Source organism: Pseudonocardia sp. OZ21 (assembly GCF_059359135.1).
The window spans coordinates 40,289-56,380 of sequence record NZ_JCADBN010000004.1; the positions used below are offsets into that span (position 1 = coordinate 40,289).

A 16,092-nucleotide genomic window follows, 5' to 3' on the forward strand; every position below is an offset into this window, starting at 1 on the left:
CGGGCTGCTCAGACGCCCTCCGCCGGGGTGCGCCGCAGCATCGGTGGCAGCAGCCTCGCGCCGGGGCCGAGCTCCGACACCTGGTCGCCGGGGTTGTAGAGGCGGCAGCGCTGCAGGGAGAGGCACCCGCAGCCGATGCACGAGTCGAGCCCGTCCCGCAGGGCGACGAGCGCCTGGATCTGCTCGTCGAGGCGCCCCCGCCAGGACCGTGACAGCCGTGACCAGTCCGACTTGGTCGGGGTCCGGCCGTCCGGGAGCTGGTCGAGGCCTTGGCGTACCTCGTCCAGGCCGACGCCGATGGTGCGCGCAGCGCGGATGAACGCGAGCCTGCGCAGCACCGAGCGTTCGTACCGCCGTTGACCGCCCGAGGTGCGGGTGGTGCGCAGGAGCCCCTCCCGCTCGTAGTACCGCAGCGCCGACGGCGGAAAGCCGCTCCGGTGCGCCACCTCTCCGATGGTGAGCAGGTCGGTCGTCTCCATTCGCGTCCCCCTTGACCTGAAGCTGACTTCAAGTCGCACGGTAGTCGCATGACCGATATGACCGCCATCGTCACCGGCGCCGGGCAGGGGTTCGGGCTCGCCCTCACCGCCGCCCTCGCTGCTCGTGGCACCACCGTCTTCGCCTGCGCTCGCGACGGCGACAGGCTGCGGGCCGCCACCGCCGGCCTGCCCGGCGTGGTCGCCCTGCCCGGCGACGTCACCGATCCGCGGTTCCGGGCGGAGCTCGTCGACGCGGCCGGGCGGTTGGACCTCCTGGTACACAACGCCGGCGAGCTCGGCCCGTCCCCGCTGCCCGTACTCGGGCGCTACCCGCTCGACGCCCTGCGCGGCGTGCTCGAGACCACGGTGCTGGCCCCGCTGGCACTCACCCAGCTCGCGCTGCCGCTGCTGCGCGCCTCGGCAACGGGCACCGTGATCACCCTCAGCTCCGACGCCGCCGTCGAGGCCTATCCGGGCTGGGGCGGATACGGCTCAGCGAAGGCAGCACTCGACCAGCTGGCCGCGGTGCTCGCCGTCGAGGAGCCCGCACTGCGGGTGTACGCCTTCGACCCGGGCGACATGCGCACGGCGATGCACCAGCGGGCCTTCCCGGGGGAGGACATCTCCGACCGTCCGGAGCCGGAGGCGGTCACCCCGGCGCTCCTGCGCCTGCTCGACCGGCGGCCGGAGAGCGGCCGCTACCGCGCGGCGGACCTCTCCGACGGGCAGCAGGCGCCCGGCACCGATGCAGCGGCCCAGCCGGCCGGGAGCACGGCGTGAGGGCCGCCGCGACCACGACGTTCACGGTTCCACCCGAGCTCTCCGCCGCCGAGCCACCCGAGGCCAGGGGGACGTCCAGGGACGGCGTCCGGCTCCTGGTGGCCAGGGGCCGCGGACCCCTGCGGCACACGATCTTCCGCAACCTGCCCTCGGCACTGCGCCGTGGCGACCTCGTGGTCGTCAACACCTCCGACACCGAGCCCGCCGCCGTCGACGGGCACCGGACGGACGCGCCCTCCGCCGACGCGCCACCGGTCACCCTGCACATCTCCGGCCCCGCGCCCGACGATCTGGTCGTCGTCGAACTGCGGACGCCGGACGGACGACGGGTCCTCGACGGCCGGGCAGGCGAGTCGATCCGGCTGCCCGGCGGCGTGGTGGCCACGCTGATGGCCCGCCACCCCGACCCCTGGGTCAGCAGCACCGGGAGCAGGCTCTGGCGCGCGCGGATAGCGGTGGCAGGCGGCTTGCGGGCCTGGCTGGCCGAGGTGGGGCGGCCGATCCGGTACTCCTATCTCCGGGGGGACTGGCCGCTGGATGCGTACCGGACGGTCTTCGCCACTCCCGGTCCGGAGTTCGCCAGCGCCGAGATGCCCAGTGCCGGGCGCCCGTTCACCCCGGACGTGCTGGCCGGTCTGCGCAGGCGCGGCGTCGGCCTCGCGGAACTGGTGCTGCACACGGGGGTGTCGTCACTCGAGGCCGACGAGGTGCCGCTCCCCGAGCGCTACCGGGTACCCGCCGCCACGGCCGACCTCGTGAACGCCACCAGAGCCGCGGGCGGGCGCGTGGTCGCGGTCGGCACCACCGTCACGCGAGCGCTGGAGACGGTGGCCGATCCGGAGGGCCTGGTGCGTCCGGGGGCCGGCTGGACCCACCTCGTGCTCGGCCCGGACCGTCCGGCGCGGGTGGTGGATGGGCTCGTGACGGGATGGCACGAGCCGATGGCGTCCCACCTGCTGCTTCTCGAGGCTGTGGCAGGGACGGCGCTCGTCGGGCGGGCGTACGCCGCTGCCGTCGACCGCGGGTACCTCTGGCACGAGTTCGGCGATTCGTGCCTGCTTCTCCCGACCAGGACCGTTCACCGCGCGTTCTGAACGTTCATCGGATGCGGCAGATATTCATTCCTGGAGCCCTTTCGAGCCGAGCGGCAGGCGGGGTGCGGTGACCGGGCACCCCTCGCCTTGCTCGCTACCGACGCCCGCCAATACAGTCACGCCAGCGTCACGATCCGATCATGAGCGCAACCGAGCCGGGACTCCCCACCCGACTCGCCCGGACCCCCGACCGGTAGCTCGTGAACGGCTCGCTCCCCCGCGCTGAAAGGGCTTCTCGTTGGCAGGACACCGCTCCCCCCGTGGTCGTCGCGCGCAGTCGACTTTCGATCCTGCATCCGCGCGGCACAAGACGGCGTCGGCGCCGGCGCACTCCGGACCGGCGCTCCGCACCACTGTTCTCGCCACGGCTGCCGCCGTCGGCGCGGTAGCCACCGGCACGTTCACCGCTCTCTTCCCCGCCCCCGGTAACGTCGCCCCGACCGCCGCTGCCGACGAGCTCGACACCGAACTCGCAGCCAACAGCTCGTCGCTCTATTCCGGCGCCGCTGCCACCCTGCTCCCGGTGAGCTACACGACCGAGACGACCGATGGTCAGGACGAGCAGCTGGCCCGGCTCGACAAGGCGGCCTCGCTGGCCGCGGAGCTGGCCGAACTGCACGCCAAGCAGGCGCGTGAGCAGGCCGAGAACGACCGGATCGACGCCCTGATCAAGCGCGGTGGCGTGGACGGCTGGATCGCCGAGGCCCTGCAGATCATGGATCTGCCGCAGTCCTACTCGTCCAGCCTCAAGAAGATCATCATGGCTGAGTCCGGCGGCAACCCGCGCGCGATCAACACCTGGGACAGCAACGCCCGCCGGGGCACCCCGTCGCAGGGCCTCATGCAGACGATCCCGTCCACCTTCCGCGCCTACGTGCACCCCTCGCTGGCCGGCCGGTCCATCACCGACCCGGTCGCCAACATCACCGCGGGCGTGCGCTACATGATCGCGCAGTACGGGGTCTCCACCCTCAAGGCCGGCGGCCGCAGCAACAGCTCCGGCGACTACGTCGGCTACTGAGCAGGCTCACCACGGGCGGCGCCGGGCTCACGAGATCCGGCGCCCGGCCGGCGGGCCGCCCTCAGCCGAGCGCGACCGGCCTGGCTCGCCGGTCGTCGACCGCAACGACGTCTCCGGCCCGCAGCTGTGCGCCCCTCCGCGTCTCCACCCGGCCGTTCACGAGCACGCCCTCGGCCTCCAGTAACGCCTTCGCATGCCCGCCGTCCTCGGCGAGACCGGCGAGCTTGAGGAACTGGCCGAGCCGGATGGGGTCCTCGGCGATCGGCACTTCGAGGATCGGTGATCTCGGCACCCGCACATCATGACGCATGCCCGTCCGGCCCCGTCAGCCGCGAACGCGCACCCGTTCATGATCCAGAGCGAACAGGTGCACGTTGATCATGGGAGCCGGAAGTAGGCCCGGACCGTGGTGCCGTCCGCCGTGGTGTGCAACCGGACGAGGTCCGCAAGCTGGTTGACCACGAACAACCCCCGCCCGCGGTGCTGCAGAGGGTCGGGCCTGCGCCTGCCGACGAGAGGGTCGAGCAGCTGCCCGGAGTCGCGGACCTCGACGACGAGGAGCGCATCCTCGATCCAGATCCGCAGCACCCCCGTACCACCGGCGTGCTCGACGCTGTTGGTGACCAGTTCGTTGGCCACCATCTCGACATCGGCGGCGCGCTCGTCGTCGAGGCCGGCGTCGAGGGCCTCCACCACCGCGAGATGCCGGGCCCGGGCCAGCACCGCCGCGTCCACCAGCAACGGCCGGTGCTGCTCCGGCTCCGGGAACGGGCGGTTGAACTCGGCGAACACGCGGTCGGCTGCGTATGCCGCGCTGGCGCGGGAGCCGTGGGCGTCCACCACCACCGGGTGCGTGGCCTCGGCGTCGGCCAGCACCTCGGCGGGCAGGCCAACGGCGTCGTACGGGCACAGGATGGTGACGGGCCGGCCCGCGAACGCCAGGTTGATCAAGGCCTCGTGCTGCACGCACGCCGGGTACTCCACGGCGCTGCGACCGACCCAGATCGGCTCGCCGATGATGCGAACGTGGGCAGCCCCGGCGTGCTCCTCCGCGAAGGCCAGCAGCACGCCGGGCAGGATCCGGCCGGGGTTCCGCCCGGCCTCGCCCATGTCCAGGAACCGCACCCGCTCCGCGGCTGAACCCAACCCGTCGCGCAGCGGCTCCAAGCGGGCAGCGGGAACGGCGACGGCGACCGGCTCGCCGGCGTCCAGCCCCTCGTGGACGAACGGCAGCGTGCCGGCCAGGTACTCGTCGAGACCGCGGTAGAACAGCGCCGGGTGACCGAAGCGATCCTCCCGAGATGACACCGGTTCGATCGCGATCGTCGCACTCACGGTGTCGCCTCCAGCTGTGCCGCGCTCTACGGGTGCCTCCGAACCGCAGGCACCCGAAGACCCGTCAGCCCCGGCATCAAGGTCTCCCCCGACATTCTGCAGTATCGCGACCCCGCGCCCGACCAGGCGCGGATACCTGGTGCGGCGGCCAGAAACGTCCACCGGGTCCTCGCGTGATCACCGCGGCAACGTTCCTGGCCACCGCACTAGCGGAATGCGCCGCTGTAGGCGTTGAGGGCGGGCTGGCCGCCGAGGTGGACGTAGAGCACGTCGGAGTCGGCGGGAATGTCTCCCCGGCGGACGAGGTCGATGAGGCCGGCCATCGACTTCCCCTCGTACACGGGGTCGATGATCATGCCTTCGAGCCGCCCGGTGAGCCGGATCGCGTCCAGCGTGGACTGCACCGGGATCCCGTACTCGTCGCCTGCCCAGCCCTCCAGCACGGTGATCTCGTCGTCGCGCAGGTCTCGTCCCAGGCGAAGGAGCTCGGCCGTGCGGCGGGCGATCTTCTCCACCTGGGCGCAGGTCTCGGCGATCTTGGCCGAGGCGTCGATGCCGAGCACGCGGCGCGGCCGGTCCTGGCCTGCGAAACCGGCGATCATCCCGGCCTGGGTGCTGCCGGTGACGCTGCAGACCACGATCGTCTCGAAGAAGACGCCGAGCTCGCGTTCCTGCTCCTGCACCTCGTAGGCCCAGTTGGCGAACCCGAGGCCACCGAGCGGGTGGTCGGACGCTCCGGCGGGGATCGCGTACGGGGCGCCTCCGGCTGCGCGGACGTCCTCCAGCGCCTGCCCCCAGCTGTCCTTGAACCCGATGCCGAACCCGGCCTGGACCAGGCGCACGTCGGCGCCCATGATGCGGGACAGCAGGATGTTGCCGACCTTGTCGTTGACCGCGTCGGGCCAGTCCACCCAGCTCTCCTGGACGAGCACGGCCTTGAGGCCGAGCCGGGCGGCGACGGCAGCTACCTGACGGGTGTGGTTGGACTGCACTCCACCGATGCTCACCAGGGTGTCCACACCCTGCGCCAGGGCGTCGGGGACCAGGTACTCGAGCTTCCGCGTCTTGTTGCCCCCGTACGCGAGCCCGCTGTTGCAGTCCTCCCGCTTGGCCCAGATCCGGGCTCCACCGAGGTGCTCGGTGAGCCGTTCCAGGCGATGGACGGGGCTGGGCCCGAACAGCAGAGGGTGCCGCTCGAAGTCGGCGATGGGCATGTGGCTCCTCGTGAGCGTCGGGTCGGGGATGCCGGTGTGGTCAGCGCGGGGACGTGCCGGCTGCGTCGTCCGGGCGCTCGCCATCGGGGAGCAGCGTGTCGAGCAGTGGCGCCAGCGTCTCCCAGTTGACGCGGACGGCAGCGGCGGCGCCGTCGGCGTCTCCCGCCTCGCACAGCGAGATGATCCGATCGTGCTGCGCCACCGAACTGCGCCCGCTCAGCGAGGAGAAACGCAGGTGCTCCACGCGCCGTAGCAGGGGGGTGAACTGCTCGAGGACGCTGCGGATCGCGCCGTTGGCGCTGGCCACGACCGCAATGCCGTGGAACTCGTCGTCGGCCACGACCGCCGCGTCCACATCGCCCCGCCGCAGCGCGTCCGCGAACCGGGCGTTGGCCGCGCGCATCGCGTCCAGCTCGACGGCGGACAGGTTCGGCAACGCCTCCCGCACGGCGAGCTCGTGCATGGCGGCGGTGACCGAGTGCGCGGACCGGGCCGCACGGACGTCCAGGGGGCTGACGATGGTGTAGCGGCCGGGTTTGGTCTGCACCAGGCCGGCCTGCTCCAGCCGCGCCAACGCCTCCCGCACCGGGGTCCGGCTCACTCCCAGCCACTCCACCAGGTCGGCGTCGTTGAGACGCTCGCCGGGCGCGAGCGTGCCGTCGACGATCGCGTCGCGGATGGCCCGGTAGGCGTTCTCCCGGAGGAGGGATCGGGTGACGAGACCGTGACTCTGCGGAACGGGCATGCGATATATTGCACGCAGCATGCTGATCGTTGTCAAGCCAACGACCGTGCGATCCACGTCGACGTGCTCTGCCGCCGAGGGTTCGGCGGAGCACGTCGACGGCCGCGACGGCGACCTGTCGTGCCGAGCAGGCACGACCGACCCGGTATCACCGGATTCCGCACAGGTCGACCGTATTCGGAGATATCCCTGCACGATATGTGTCGATATCCGAGGCCTCATCCGATCGGGCTGTGGATATGACCTCGACCCCACCAGATCCTTGCCGCAATCGGTCCTAGAGAACGGACCGGCGGCTCCTGCGGTCGAGTCGAAACACATGATCTTCGCCTCACGCCTGCACTGAACGCCGTTGCCGATCACAGCCGTGTCTGCCCGGTGAGTCGGCGCACAGGGCACGGCTCGCAACAGGAGGACCGAAATGACTCGCAGCACGAGCCGTCGCAAACTGGTCGTTGCAGCCGCCACAACCGCGGCGGTAGTCGGACTGACGCTCGGCGGACTGAGCGTGGGCACAGCCGCCGCCGCGCAGCCCGTGGCCGCCGCCCCGACCGCGGCCATGGCGATGTCCGCACCGGCGGCCCCGATGGTCAGCGACGCCCCCCAGACCTCCGACGCTGCCGCGGCGACCTACTTCGTGGGCGCGCTGAAGGGCACCAACGAGGTGCCGGTGAAGGGTGGCCCCGAGGTCGGCGACAAGGACGGCAGCGCGACCGCGCAGATGCGTATCCAGGGTGATCAGGTCTACTTCGCCTTCACCTGGAAGGGCATCGGAACTCCGACGATGGGTCACATTCACGAGGGCGTCAAGGGCAAGAACGGCCCCGTGGTGATCCCGTTCTTCATGAAGATGCTGCCCGCCGGACACAACTCGGTGAGCGGCACGGTGAAGGTGACGGACGCGGCGCTCCTCGCGAAGATCAAGAGCCACCCGGACCAGTTCTACTTCAACCTGCACACCGCCGAGTTCCCCGGCGGCGCCATTCGCGGGCAGGTGCAGTTGCGCCACTGAACGCCGACCCGCACCCGGCACGACGACGGACAGCCCCTGGTCGCCGGCCCGGTGTCGTGAAGCGGCCCCCAGACTCATCGTCCGGGGGCCGTTTGTCGATTGCGGCCACCACGACCGTCCGGGCTCCGAGCACCATGATCGCCGCGAGATCCACCGATCCGCCCCGGCGGAGGCGTACCCGCGGATCTCGGAACGATCATGGCGGCGGGGGTGCGCGGGCTCCGCGTCGCTCCCACCGACGAGCAGAAGCAATCGAAATCACACAAATCACTATCAATCGAACTTCGGGCTCAAATCACCGCGGCCCCAATTGCCCTCGAGCGGCCTTGTAACCTCCGCCCGTGGCTCTCGCAATCATCGGTGTCGTTCTTCTGGTGGGAGCGGCCGTTGCGGTCGGCTTCGCACTGCGCGGCAGACGGCGCTGGCAGGCAATGCTGGGCACCGAGACGTCCACCGTGGCCGAACTGGCCGGTGACCGTGCCACCGTGCATCAACTCGGGGGCGGGGGCTACAAGCGGATCGCCGAGGTGACCGGCGCGGCGGCGATCGGGCCCGTCGGCGAGTTGACGTCCGAGCTGGCCGGGCTGTCCTGTGTCTGGTTCCGGTACGAGGTCCGTCGCCGCTACTGGTACACCACCACCGATTCCGAGGGCCGGACCAGCCGTTCGGAGCGGAAGGAGCCGGTGGCGAAACTGGCCAGCTCGCAGCCGTTCCGGCTGGCGGACGAGACCGGCAGCGTGCTGATCGAGCCGGGCACGCTGGTGGTCGACCACGCCGAGCGAGTGGTCGAGCGGTTCGAACCGGCAGCCCAGGCCGCCAGCACGTTCAGCCTATCGATCGGCGGCCTCACCTTCGGCAACCGCGGGAACGACACCATCGGTTACGAGTACGAGGAGTGGGTCGTCCGCCCCGGCACCCGGCTCTACGTATTGGGCGAGGCGAACGACCGCACCGGCGAGTTGGCGATCGGCAAGCCGGCCGCCGGCGGCATGTTCGTCATCTCCACCCGCAGCGAAGCTGAGCTGCGCAGCTCCGCCCAGCGGACGCAACGGATCCTGATGTGGGTGGGCCTCGCTGCCGCGGTCGTGGGCATCGCGCTGCTGATAATCGCCGCCGTGCGCTGACCGTCCGCCAGGACGACGGCGAGCCGGCCTACTGGCCGAGGTCCTGGACGATCTCGAGGCCGTTGCCGTCCTGGTCGCGGAACGTGAACATCGGTGGGACGCCGGGCCAGTTCAGGAGCTCACCGACCTCCACGCCGGCAGCGGTCAGGTCCGCGTGCAGAGTGGCCGCATCGCCGGTGGTGAACCGGACGCCACTCTCGCCGCCGCTGGGCAGGCCGTCGTGCGCTTGGACGAGAGCGACGGACACCGCGGCCCCGACCGGCGCCACCTCGATCCAGCGGGAGCCGAGCTGCGGAACCGGCATGTCCATCCGCTTCTCGAAGCCGAGCGTGCCGACGTAGAAGGCGACGGCCTTGTCCTGGTCGGTGACCGGGACGCCGATGGTGCGGATACCGCTGATGCGAGTGGTGGGCTCGGACATGTATCGGTCCTGTTCTGGGAGGCGCCTGCTCGTGCTGTCGACATACCGACCACGGCGCCGGCCCGAAGTCATCGCGGAGACCCGCCCGAGTCACTGGTCGGGGATCAGGACCGTCGACAGGATGCGCCGGCTTCTGCCCGGGTTCGGGACGGTGGCCGTTCGGCGCGGGCTCCATGCCTCCGGAGATCGGCCTCGGCTGGCTGCTGCAGGACGTCGACGCCGTCCGGCCGTGGGCACCGGCACCGTCGCCCAGGTCGCCGCAGCGGCCGAGGTCTCCAAACCCACCCTGTTCCGCTACTTCCCCACGAAGGAGGACCTGCTGATCCACCGCTTCGCCGACCACCAGGGCGAAGCCGCGCGCCTGGCCGAGTTCAGCGCGCTCCAACAGGGCGTCGGCAGCCTCGGCTTCTGACTGGACGAGCCTGCTCCGCGCGCCGGCTGTGGCCCTCGCAGAGCCTGTGGGCGCTGCGAGGACCGCAACGGGCGCGCGCAGGCGGCCAGAAGTTGGCTACTTCGTGCCGGCTACACCGATCAGATGCCCCTCGGGATCGGTGAACTGCCCGACCACGATGACTCCCGGAGTGCCCTCCGGGCCCAGCACACGCTTCCCCCCGAGCTTCTCGGCCTTCTGGAGCGCGTCCTCGACGTCGGGAACCCCCACGTAGAACAGCACGCGCCCCTCGAAGCCCGCACCACCGCCGACACCACCGTTGATCCCGTTGCCGGTCGTGCTCCCGTCCACGAAGCCGTAGTTACCCAGCTCGGAGACCGTCTCGGTGGCCGCGTCGCCGGTGTGGAACTCCCACCCGAACAGCTCGCCGAAGTAGCTCCGTAGCTTCGCCGGATCGCGCCCGATGATCTCGAAGTGCACAACTGGTTGCCCCATGGCGAGTCCCTCTCCGGGCCGTTGTCCCACGGCTCCCCTCTGGAGACGTCGGCGAGGGCCGGAAATCATCGGCCGGTCAGCAGCCGGCGCGACACCCGCCCCTTCGACCTATTGACTATCGATACAAGGTCATCGATACTCGATCGGTGTTCACAGAGCATCGGGCCGTAGCCCCACTCCGAGTCTTCCTCGTGCTGCTGTTCGTGGTCCTGATCCCGTTCGAGACCCTCTCGCTGCCCGGACAGTTCGCACACATGGCCGAGGAGTCCCCCGAGCTTGCGTACCTGAGGTGGCCGTTGACGGCCGTGACGGTGTTCTGGGTGCTGTGCGTCCAGGTGGTGATCGTGGCCACCTGGAAGTTGCTCACCATGGTCAAGAAGGACCGCATCTTCAGCGACGCTTCCTTGGTGTGGGTGGACGCGATCGTGTGGGCCATCGTTGCGGCGTGGGTGGTGCTCCTGGGTGTGTTCCTCTACTTCGGTTTCATCGCCGACGATCCCGGGCTACCGGTCCTGCTGTTCCTGATGCTGACCGGAATCGCCGTGGTGGGGCTCCTGATGGTGGTGATGCGTGCACTGCTGCGGCAGGCCACGACATTGCGAACCGACATGGAAGCGGTCATCTGATGCCCATCGTCGTCCGCATCGACGTCGAACTGGCCAAGCGCAAGATGACCGTCGGGGAGTTCTCCGAACGTGTCGGGCTCACGCCGGCGAACGTGGCGGTGCTGAAGAACGGACGCGCCAAAGCCGTACGTTTCAGCACCCTGGAAGCCATGTGCCGGGTACTCGACTGCCAGCCCGGTGACCTGCTCGAATGGGTCGAGGAATGAGCGGCGACGGGGGTCCGGCCCCCGAACGGAGAACTCCCGGGAAGTACCTTCTCCTCGCCGCCGCCGCCGTCCTCGTCGTCGCGATCGGCGTCGCCGCCGTGGTGTACGGGGAGGCCGACGACTCGCCGGGCCTCCAGCTCCTGGGCGTCCTGTTCGTCGTCGGGGCGGTTGCGCTCGGCGTGCGGACCGCCCGGCGCCGCAGGTAGCAGCACAGGCCATCGGCCCACTGATTGTGATGTGGGGTCGGCCGGTTCAGAATCTCCGTAAGTGAGTGCTCTCGACGAGGAGATCGAGCCGCGGTCGCGCGGCCGCAGGCATGTCGTGGCGGTAGGGGCGGCGGTGGCCGCCGGCGCCGGGTTGGCCGTTCAGGCGCGGTTGAACGGGGAACTCGGCGCCCGGCTCGGCGATGGAGTCGCGGCCTCACTGGCCTCGACCACTGCCGGCATGGTGGTGCTGCTGGCACTCGTGCCCACCGTGGCGGCCGGACGGCGTGGGCTGCGGTTCGTCGGTGCCGCCCTGCGGACCGGAGGGTTGCGGTGGTGGCACTGCTGCGGTGGCGTCGGCGGCGCGCTGTTCGTGGCCGGCCAAGGGGTCAGCGTGGGCGCCTTGGGGGTCGCCGTGTTCACCGTGGCCGTCGTCGGGGGCACCGCGGTGGGCAGCCTCGTGGCCGACCGGGCGGGACTGGGACCGGGTGGGAACCACCCGATCACCGCTGGCCGCGTCGGTGGCGCGGTGGCCTGCGTCGCGGCAGTGGCGATCGCCGCTCATGACCGGCTGGGTGGCCAGGGCACGCTGCTGCTGGTGGGGCTGCCGCTGCTGGCAGGCGTCGCGGTCACCGTCCAGTCCGCTCTCAACGGCCGGGTGGGCGCGGCTGCCCGGTCGCCATGGCCCGCCACGTTGGTGAGCTTCGTCGTCGCCGAGGTCGCCCTCGGCCTCGCGCTGCTGGTCGGGTGGGGCGTGCGCGGTGCGCCCGCCGGTCGGCTCCCGGCCGAGCCATGGCTCTACGCCGCCGGCCTGGTCGGCATCGTGGTGATCGCGACAGCCGCGCGCTTCGTCGGCCAGGTCGGCGTGCTGGTCTTCAGCCTGGCCAGCGTCGCCGGCCAGCTACTGGGCGCGCTGGCCCTGGACACACTGACCGCCGGCCCCGAGCCGTCCGTCGCCACCTGGATCGGGACCGCTGTCACGTTCGGCGCCGTGGTGCTGGCGGCCCGCCCGAGCGGACGGGCCGCGCGGTTCACGCGGACACCGACGCCCTCTCCTGACTGACGGCGTCGAGCAGCAGCGTTGCGGCCACCGTCGCCCCGTCGGTACGGATCGTGCCGGCCACGGCGGTCGCTCGGGCGCGGGTCTCGGGTGTCAGGACCGTCCTGAGCGCGGCGGACAGCGACTCGGTGGTCGGAGTCGGACCGTCGTGAGCCGTGCCGATGCCCAGGTCGGCGACCCTCCCGGCCCAGTAGGGTTGGTCCGCCAACTGGGGAATCACCACCTGGGGCGCGCCGGCCCGGGTGGCCGTCGTCGTGGTGCCCGCGCCGCCGTGGTGCACGACGGCGGCCATCCGGCCGAACAGTGCCTGCTGGTTGACCTCACCCACGACGAAGCAGTCGTCCCGGTCGTCGATCGAGGCCAGGTCGGCCCAGCCGCGGAGCACGACCGCGCGGCGGCCCTGCGCCCGGATCGCCTCGATGGCCACCTGGGCGACGTCCGCCGAGGCATGCATGGGCATGCTGCCGAAACCCACGTACACCGGTGGCGTGCCGGCGTCCAGGAAGGCCTCCAGGTCGGCCGGGAGCGGGCGAACGTCGGGCAGGATCCACGCGCCGGTCTGCACGACGTCGAGGTCCGGCGTCTCCTGCCACGGGTCCAGGACCTGGTCCGTCGCCAGCCACGGCCGGCCGCCGAGGACGTAGTCGCGGACGTCGTCCACCCGTGGCAGGCCGTGCGACACCCGGTTGATGTTGAGCGCCTCACCGAACAGCACGTTGATGCTCTCGGCGTCCAGTTCCCACAACACCTGGTTGTCGGTCACCTCCGGCGGGAACGGCCGTCCCGGATAGGCCAGCGGCGGGCGGTGCGGCGAGGGCAGGGTGAGCTGCTGGAAGGTCACGGACACCGACCGGATGCCCAGCTTCTCGGCCACCGACAGCGCGCCGGCCGCGGCCGGCATCATGCCCGTCACCACCATCGCATCGCATCCCTCGGCCGCCCCGGTGACCGTGTCGAACTGGCCGGCGATCAATTCGGCCGCGCGCCGGGGCAGGCCTGACGGCGGCAGCGCCGCAGTCGTCAACGCGCTCGCCGACGGGCCGACGGGCACCATCGGCACGCCGACACCGGCCAGCCGCTCCGCGAAGTCCGGCGGCGCGCACACCCGCACGTCCGCACCGAGTTCCCGCAACTGCACCGCGAGCGCCACCAGCGGTTCGACGTCCCCGCGTGACCCATACGTCGACAACAACACACGCACTCCGGTACTCCCATTTCTGCAGGTCCTGGCTACGGCCGACGATTCTGGGACACAACCCGGGTCTTGCCGCAAGCCCCCCGGTGCGCTATAAGTTGAAAAGGGCAGGAGGGAGTGCTCTCCTTTTCCCGGTTGTCGTCCGCTGCGAACGGATCCCATCCCCCCTGGTCTCCTCGGCATTGACCAGGACGTTCGGCAATGAACCGATGCATGCCATCGGCGTGGGACCGGACGCACGGCGCCGGTGGGCAGGCGTACCACAGCCCGCACTCATGGGATTCACCCGACGTGACTTTGCACAGCGATATGCGGAGAGCTATTCTGAAGGGTGCGATCAGAGAATGAGTCCGTAACTCCGCAACTTAATTATAGCATGGGCGGGGAGAGCGTGGACAGACCCCCTTTCGAGCAGGAGTTGAATGCGGAGACCGGGCGGATCCGCCGGCTGCATGCGCTGCTCGCCACCGAACTCGCGGCCGCAAGGGCCCAGGCGCAGGGCATGCTGGCCGCGCCGACGGGCGGGGAGCTCAGCGCCCGCTGGGAGCGCGACGTCTCCGTGCACCGCTGGTCGGAACGGGCGGCCGCGCTGACCGCCGCCCGCTCCGGGCTGTGCTTCGGCCGGCTCGACCGCACCGACGGGTCGATGAGCTACATCGGCCGCATCGGGCTCACCGATCCCGCAGACGGGGAGAGCGCGCTCATCGACTGGCGGGCGCCCGCCGCCCAGCCGTTCTACTGCGCGACTCTGGCCACACCGCTCGGCATCACCCGGCGACGGCATCTCCAGCTCACCGGAACGGCGCCCGACGAGCGGGTCGCCACCTTCCACGACGATCTACTGGACCAGTCGGCCCTCACCGAAGCGGATTCCCGATCCGCTTCCGATCCGGCGCTGCTCGCCGCGCTGACGGCGCCGCGCGGATCGACGATGCGCGACATCGTGACCACGATCCAGGCCGAGCAGGACGCGATCATCCGGTTGCCGCTCTCCGGCGTCGTCGTGATCGAGGGCGGCCCGGGCACCGGGAAGACCGCGGTTGCGCTGCACCGCGTCGCGTATCTGCTCTACACCCACCGCGAGCGGCTGGCCCGCAGCGGCGTGCTGGTCGTCGGCCCCAGCGCGGGCTTCATCCGGTACGTCGGTGGCGTGCTCCCCGCACTGGGTGAGTCGGCGGTGGTGTTCACAACCCCCGGCCGGCTGGCGCAGGGCGTCGTCACGACCGCGGTCGACGAGGACGAGGTGGCCCGCACGAAGGGCGACCTGGCGATGCTGGACGTACTGCGCCGCGCCGTCGCCGACCGCCAGGAGCTACCCGGGTCGCCGATCGCGATCGAGCTCGACGACGTCACCGTCACCATCGATCGGGCCACGGCGACGGAAGCCAGGAGGCGCGCCCGGGTCACCGGCCAGCTCCACAACGTTGCACGCACGACGTTCCGCGACACGCTCGGCAGCCTGCTCGTCCAGCAGGGCATCGAGCAGCTCGACCAGAACCTGGAGGACCCGCCCGAGCTCGCCGAACTCCTCCGGGAGCTCGGCGACCTCCCGGAGCTCGCGCAGTCGGGCGCGGCGCAGGTGTCGGCGGAGATGCGCCACGAGTTGCGCGACGACCTGCGCTCGAACCTCGACTTCCACGCGGCGGTCGAGCAGCTCTGGCCGGTGCTCACCCCGGAGCAGCTCCTCTCCGACCTCTTCGCGTCCCCGGCGCGGCTGGCGTCGGCAGGCGGCCAGACCGACGTCTCCGGGTTGCACCGCGCCGAGGGCTCCGCGTGGACGGTGGCGGACGCGCCGCTGCTCGACGAGCTGGCCGAGCTGCTCGGTCCCCCGCCGGTCCCCCCGAGCCGATCCGAACGCGAGCCCGACAACGCCTACGCCACGGAGGTGCTGAGCATTCTGGAGTCGGCCGACCGCAATCTCGCCGGCGAGGATCCCGACGAGCTGCGCCCCACCGACTTCGTCACCGCCGACGTGCTCGCTGCCCGGCAGGTGCCCGATCACCTCGCGAGCGTCGCCGAGCGGGCCGCCGGCGACCGGGACTGGCGGTACGGCCATCTCGTCGTCGACGAGGCGCAGGAGCTCTCCGCCATGGACTGGCACGTCCTGCTGCGGCGCTGCCCGTCCCGTTCGATCACCGCGGTGGGTGACATCGCGCAGCGCAGCGCCCCCGCGGGAGCGGATGCGTGGGCGGACGTGCTCGCCCCGCACCTCGGTACCCGGTGGACCTACCGGACGCTCACGGTGAACTACCGGACGCCTGCCGAGATCATGGCGCTGGCCGCCGGCGTGCTGGCCGAGTTCGCGCCCGACCGGCAGCCGCCCGTGTCGGTGCGGACGACGGGCGAGGATCCGTGGCAGCACACCGTGCCCGCCGCCGACCTCGCAGCCGAGGTGCGCAAGGCCGTCGAGGCGGAGGCTGCGCAGCTGAGCCGCGGGACGCTGGCGGTGATCGCCGCCGACGTCGACGGCCTTGCCGGCCTGCCCGCGCAGCTGCACACCCCGGTGTCGGCGAAAGGTCTCGAGTTCGACGCCGTCGTGATCGTCGACCCGGAGCGGATCCGGGCCCGCAACCCCGCCGACCTGTACGTCTCGATGACCCGCGCCACCCAGCGGCTCGGGCTGCTGCACGTCGAGCGCTGAGGCAGCACGACCACACCGAAGGGGCCGGACACCGCCGCGGATGAGCGGTG

Annotated in this window: 18 protein-coding genes and 1 pseudogene; 11 read left to right on the plus strand and 8 right to left on the minus strand. The window is 71.2% G+C overall.

The window, feature by feature from the left end; all coding sequences use genetic code 11:
• Positions 1–8: 8 nt before the first annotated feature.
• The gene (soxR, locus tag AC5L35_RS10045; protein ID WP_495059308.1) at positions 9–479 is read right to left on the minus strand and encodes a redox-sensitive transcriptional activator SoxR; all 471 of its coding nucleotides are present in this window, start codon (positions 477–479) and stop codon (positions 9–11) included.
• A 48-nt stretch (positions 480–527) separates the two neighbouring features.
• On the opposite strand from soxR, the gene AC5L35_RS10050 reads away from it, so the two are divergent.
• From AC5L35_RS10050 to AC5L35_RS10060, 3 genes are all read left to right on the plus strand, one after another.
• A complete protein-coding gene (locus AC5L35_RS10050) occupies positions 528–1,259 on the plus strand; it encodes an SDR family NAD(P)-dependent oxidoreductase (protein ID WP_495059309.1) in 732 nt (243 codons plus the stop codon).
• Positions 1,256–2,353 (plus strand): S-adenosylmethionine:tRNA ribosyltransferase-isomerase, encoded by a 1,098-nt coding sequence (locus AC5L35_RS10055; RefSeq protein ID WP_495059310.1) that lies wholly within the window; start codon positions 1,256–1,258, stop codon positions 2,351–2,353. The genes AC5L35_RS10050 and AC5L35_RS10055 overlap by 4 nt, the downstream gene beginning before the upstream one ends.
• Before the next feature lie 238 nt (positions 2,354–2,591).
• Positions 2,592–3,374, plus strand: a complete 783-nt coding sequence (locus tag AC5L35_RS10060) for a transglycosylase SLT domain-containing protein (protein ID WP_495059311.1) — start codon at positions 2,592–2,594, stop codon at positions 3,372–3,374.
• Positions 3,375–3,435: 61 nt separating this feature from the next.
• Here the strand turns inward: AC5L35_RS10060 and AC5L35_RS10065 are convergent, their stop codons facing one another.
• From AC5L35_RS10065 to AC5L35_RS10080, 4 genes are all read right to left on the minus strand, one after another.
• Positions 3,436–3,666, minus strand: a complete 231-nt coding sequence (locus AC5L35_RS10065) for an RNA-binding S4 domain-containing protein (protein ID WP_495059312.1) — start codon at positions 3,664–3,666, stop codon at positions 3,436–3,438.
• An 86-nt stretch (positions 3,667–3,752) separates the two neighbouring features.
• Positions 3,753–4,709 (minus strand): anti-sigma factor RsbA family regulatory protein, encoded by a 957-nt coding sequence (locus AC5L35_RS10070; protein ID WP_495059313.1) that lies wholly within the window; start codon positions 4,707–4,709, stop codon positions 3,753–3,755.
• 206 nt (positions 4,710–4,915) lie between these two features.
• On the minus strand, positions 4,916–5,923 hold the full coding sequence (locus AC5L35_RS10075) for a 1-aminocyclopropane-1-carboxylate deaminase (RefSeq protein WP_495059314.1): 1,008 nt from the start codon (positions 5,921–5,923) through the stop codon (positions 4,916–4,918).
• A gap of 40 nt (positions 5,924–5,963) precedes the next feature.
• Positions 5,964–6,704, minus strand: a complete 741-nt coding sequence (locus AC5L35_RS10080; protein WP_495059315.1) for a GntR family transcriptional regulator — start codon at positions 6,702–6,704, stop codon at positions 5,964–5,966.
• 472 nt (positions 6,705–7,176) lie between these two features.
• On the opposite strand from AC5L35_RS10080, the gene AC5L35_RS10085 reads away from it, so the two are divergent.
• Both AC5L35_RS10085 and AC5L35_RS10090 read left to right on the plus strand, forming a co-directional pair.
• The gene (locus tag AC5L35_RS10085) at positions 7,177–7,680 is read left to right on the plus strand and encodes a CHRD domain-containing protein (RefSeq protein WP_495059316.1); all 504 of its coding nucleotides are present in this window, start codon (positions 7,177–7,179) and stop codon (positions 7,678–7,680) included.
• Positions 7,681–8,021: 341 nt separating this feature from the next.
• Complete coding sequence (locus tag AC5L35_RS10090) at positions 8,022–8,804, plus strand: E3 ubiquitin ligase family protein (RefSeq protein ID WP_495059317.1); 783 nt, start codon at positions 8,022–8,024, stop codon at positions 8,802–8,804.
• 28 nt (positions 8,805–8,832) lie between these two features.
• Here the strand turns inward: AC5L35_RS10090 and AC5L35_RS10095 are convergent, their stop codons facing one another.
• The gene (locus AC5L35_RS10095) at positions 8,833–9,225 is read right to left on the minus strand and encodes a VOC family protein (RefSeq protein WP_495059318.1); all 393 of its coding nucleotides are present in this window, start codon (positions 9,223–9,225) and stop codon (positions 8,833–8,835) included.
• 241 nt (positions 9,226–9,466) lie between these two features.
• On the opposite strand from AC5L35_RS10095, the pseudogene AC5L35_RS10100 reads away from it, so the two are divergent.
• Positions 9,467–9,589 (plus strand): annotated as a pseudogene (locus tag AC5L35_RS10100) (TetR family transcriptional regulator); the annotation flags it as partial.
• 144 nt (positions 9,590–9,733) lie between these two features.
• Here AC5L35_RS10100 and AC5L35_RS10105 read toward each other — a convergent pair.
• Positions 9,734–10,111, minus strand: coding sequence for a VOC family protein (locus tag AC5L35_RS10105; RefSeq protein ID WP_495059319.1), 378 nt, complete (start codon positions 10,109–10,111; stop codon positions 9,734–9,736).
• Between the two features lie 146 nt (positions 10,112–10,257).
• On the opposite strand from AC5L35_RS10105, the gene AC5L35_RS10110 reads away from it, so the two are divergent.
• The 4 genes from AC5L35_RS10110 (at position 10,258) to AC5L35_RS10125 (ending at position 12,209) form a co-directional block, all read left to right on the plus strand.
• Positions 10,258–10,737 (plus strand): DUF2975 domain-containing protein, encoded by a 480-nt coding sequence (locus AC5L35_RS10110; RefSeq protein WP_495059320.1) that lies wholly within the window; start codon positions 10,258–10,260, stop codon positions 10,735–10,737.
• Positions 10,737–10,943, plus strand: a complete 207-nt coding sequence (locus AC5L35_RS10115) for a helix-turn-helix domain-containing protein (protein ID WP_495059321.1) — start codon at positions 10,737–10,739, stop codon at positions 10,941–10,943. The genes AC5L35_RS10110 and AC5L35_RS10115 overlap by 1 nt, the downstream gene beginning before the upstream one ends.
• Entirely contained in the window at positions 10,940–11,149 is a 210-nt protein-coding gene (locus tag AC5L35_RS10120; protein ID WP_495059322.1) for a hypothetical protein, read from the plus strand. The genes AC5L35_RS10115 and AC5L35_RS10120 overlap by 4 nt, the downstream gene beginning before the upstream one ends.
• A 61-nt stretch (positions 11,150–11,210) precedes the next feature.
• Positions 11,211–12,209 (plus strand): DMT family transporter, encoded by a 999-nt coding sequence (locus AC5L35_RS10125; RefSeq protein WP_495059323.1) that lies wholly within the window; start codon positions 11,211–11,213, stop codon positions 12,207–12,209.
• On the opposite strand, the gene AC5L35_RS10130 is transcribed toward AC5L35_RS10125, so the two are convergent.
• A complete protein-coding gene (locus tag AC5L35_RS10130) occupies positions 12,178–13,407 on the minus strand; it encodes a glycosyltransferase (RefSeq protein WP_495059324.1) in 1,230 nt (409 codons plus the stop codon). The two genes, AC5L35_RS10125 and AC5L35_RS10130, sit on opposite strands and share 32 nt — an antisense overlap.
• A 385-nt stretch (positions 13,408–13,792) precedes the next feature.
• Here AC5L35_RS10130 and AC5L35_RS10135 point away from each other — a divergent pair, with 385 nt between their 5' ends.
• Positions 13,793–16,042, plus strand: a complete 2,250-nt coding sequence (locus AC5L35_RS10135) for a UvrD-helicase domain-containing protein (RefSeq protein ID WP_495059325.1) — start codon at positions 13,793–13,795, stop codon at positions 16,040–16,042.
• Positions 16,043–16,092: the final 50 nt, after the last annotated feature.

What these genes read in the sequence shown, in the direction of transcription:
- soxR (WP_495059308.1), bottom strand. Translation starts at nt 479, where the DNA reads ATGGAGACGACCGACCTGCTCACCATCGGAGAGGTGGCGCACCGGAGC.
- AC5L35_RS10050 (WP_495059309.1), top strand. Translation starts at nt 528, where the DNA reads ATGACCGATATGACCGCCATCGTCACCGGCGCCGGGCAGGGGTTCGGG.
- AC5L35_RS10075 (WP_495059314.1), bottom strand. Translation starts at nt 5,923, where the DNA reads ATGCCCATCGCCGACTTCGAGCGGCACCCTCTGCTGTTCGGGCCCAGC.
- AC5L35_RS10095 (WP_495059318.1), bottom strand. Translation starts at nt 9,225, where the DNA reads ATGTCCGAGCCCACCACTCGCATCAGCGGTATCCGCACCATCGGCGTC.
- AC5L35_RS10105 (WP_495059319.1), bottom strand. Translation starts at nt 10,111, where the DNA reads ATGGGGCAACCAGTTGTGCACTTCGAGATCATCGGGCGCGATCCGGCG.
- AC5L35_RS10115 (WP_495059321.1), top strand. Translation starts at nt 10,737, where the DNA reads ATGCCCATCGTCGTCCGCATCGACGTCGAACTGGCCAAGCGCAAGATG.
- AC5L35_RS10120 (WP_495059322.1), top strand. Translation starts at nt 10,940, where the DNA reads ATGAGCGGCGACGGGGGTCCGGCCCCCGAACGGAGAACTCCCGGGAAG.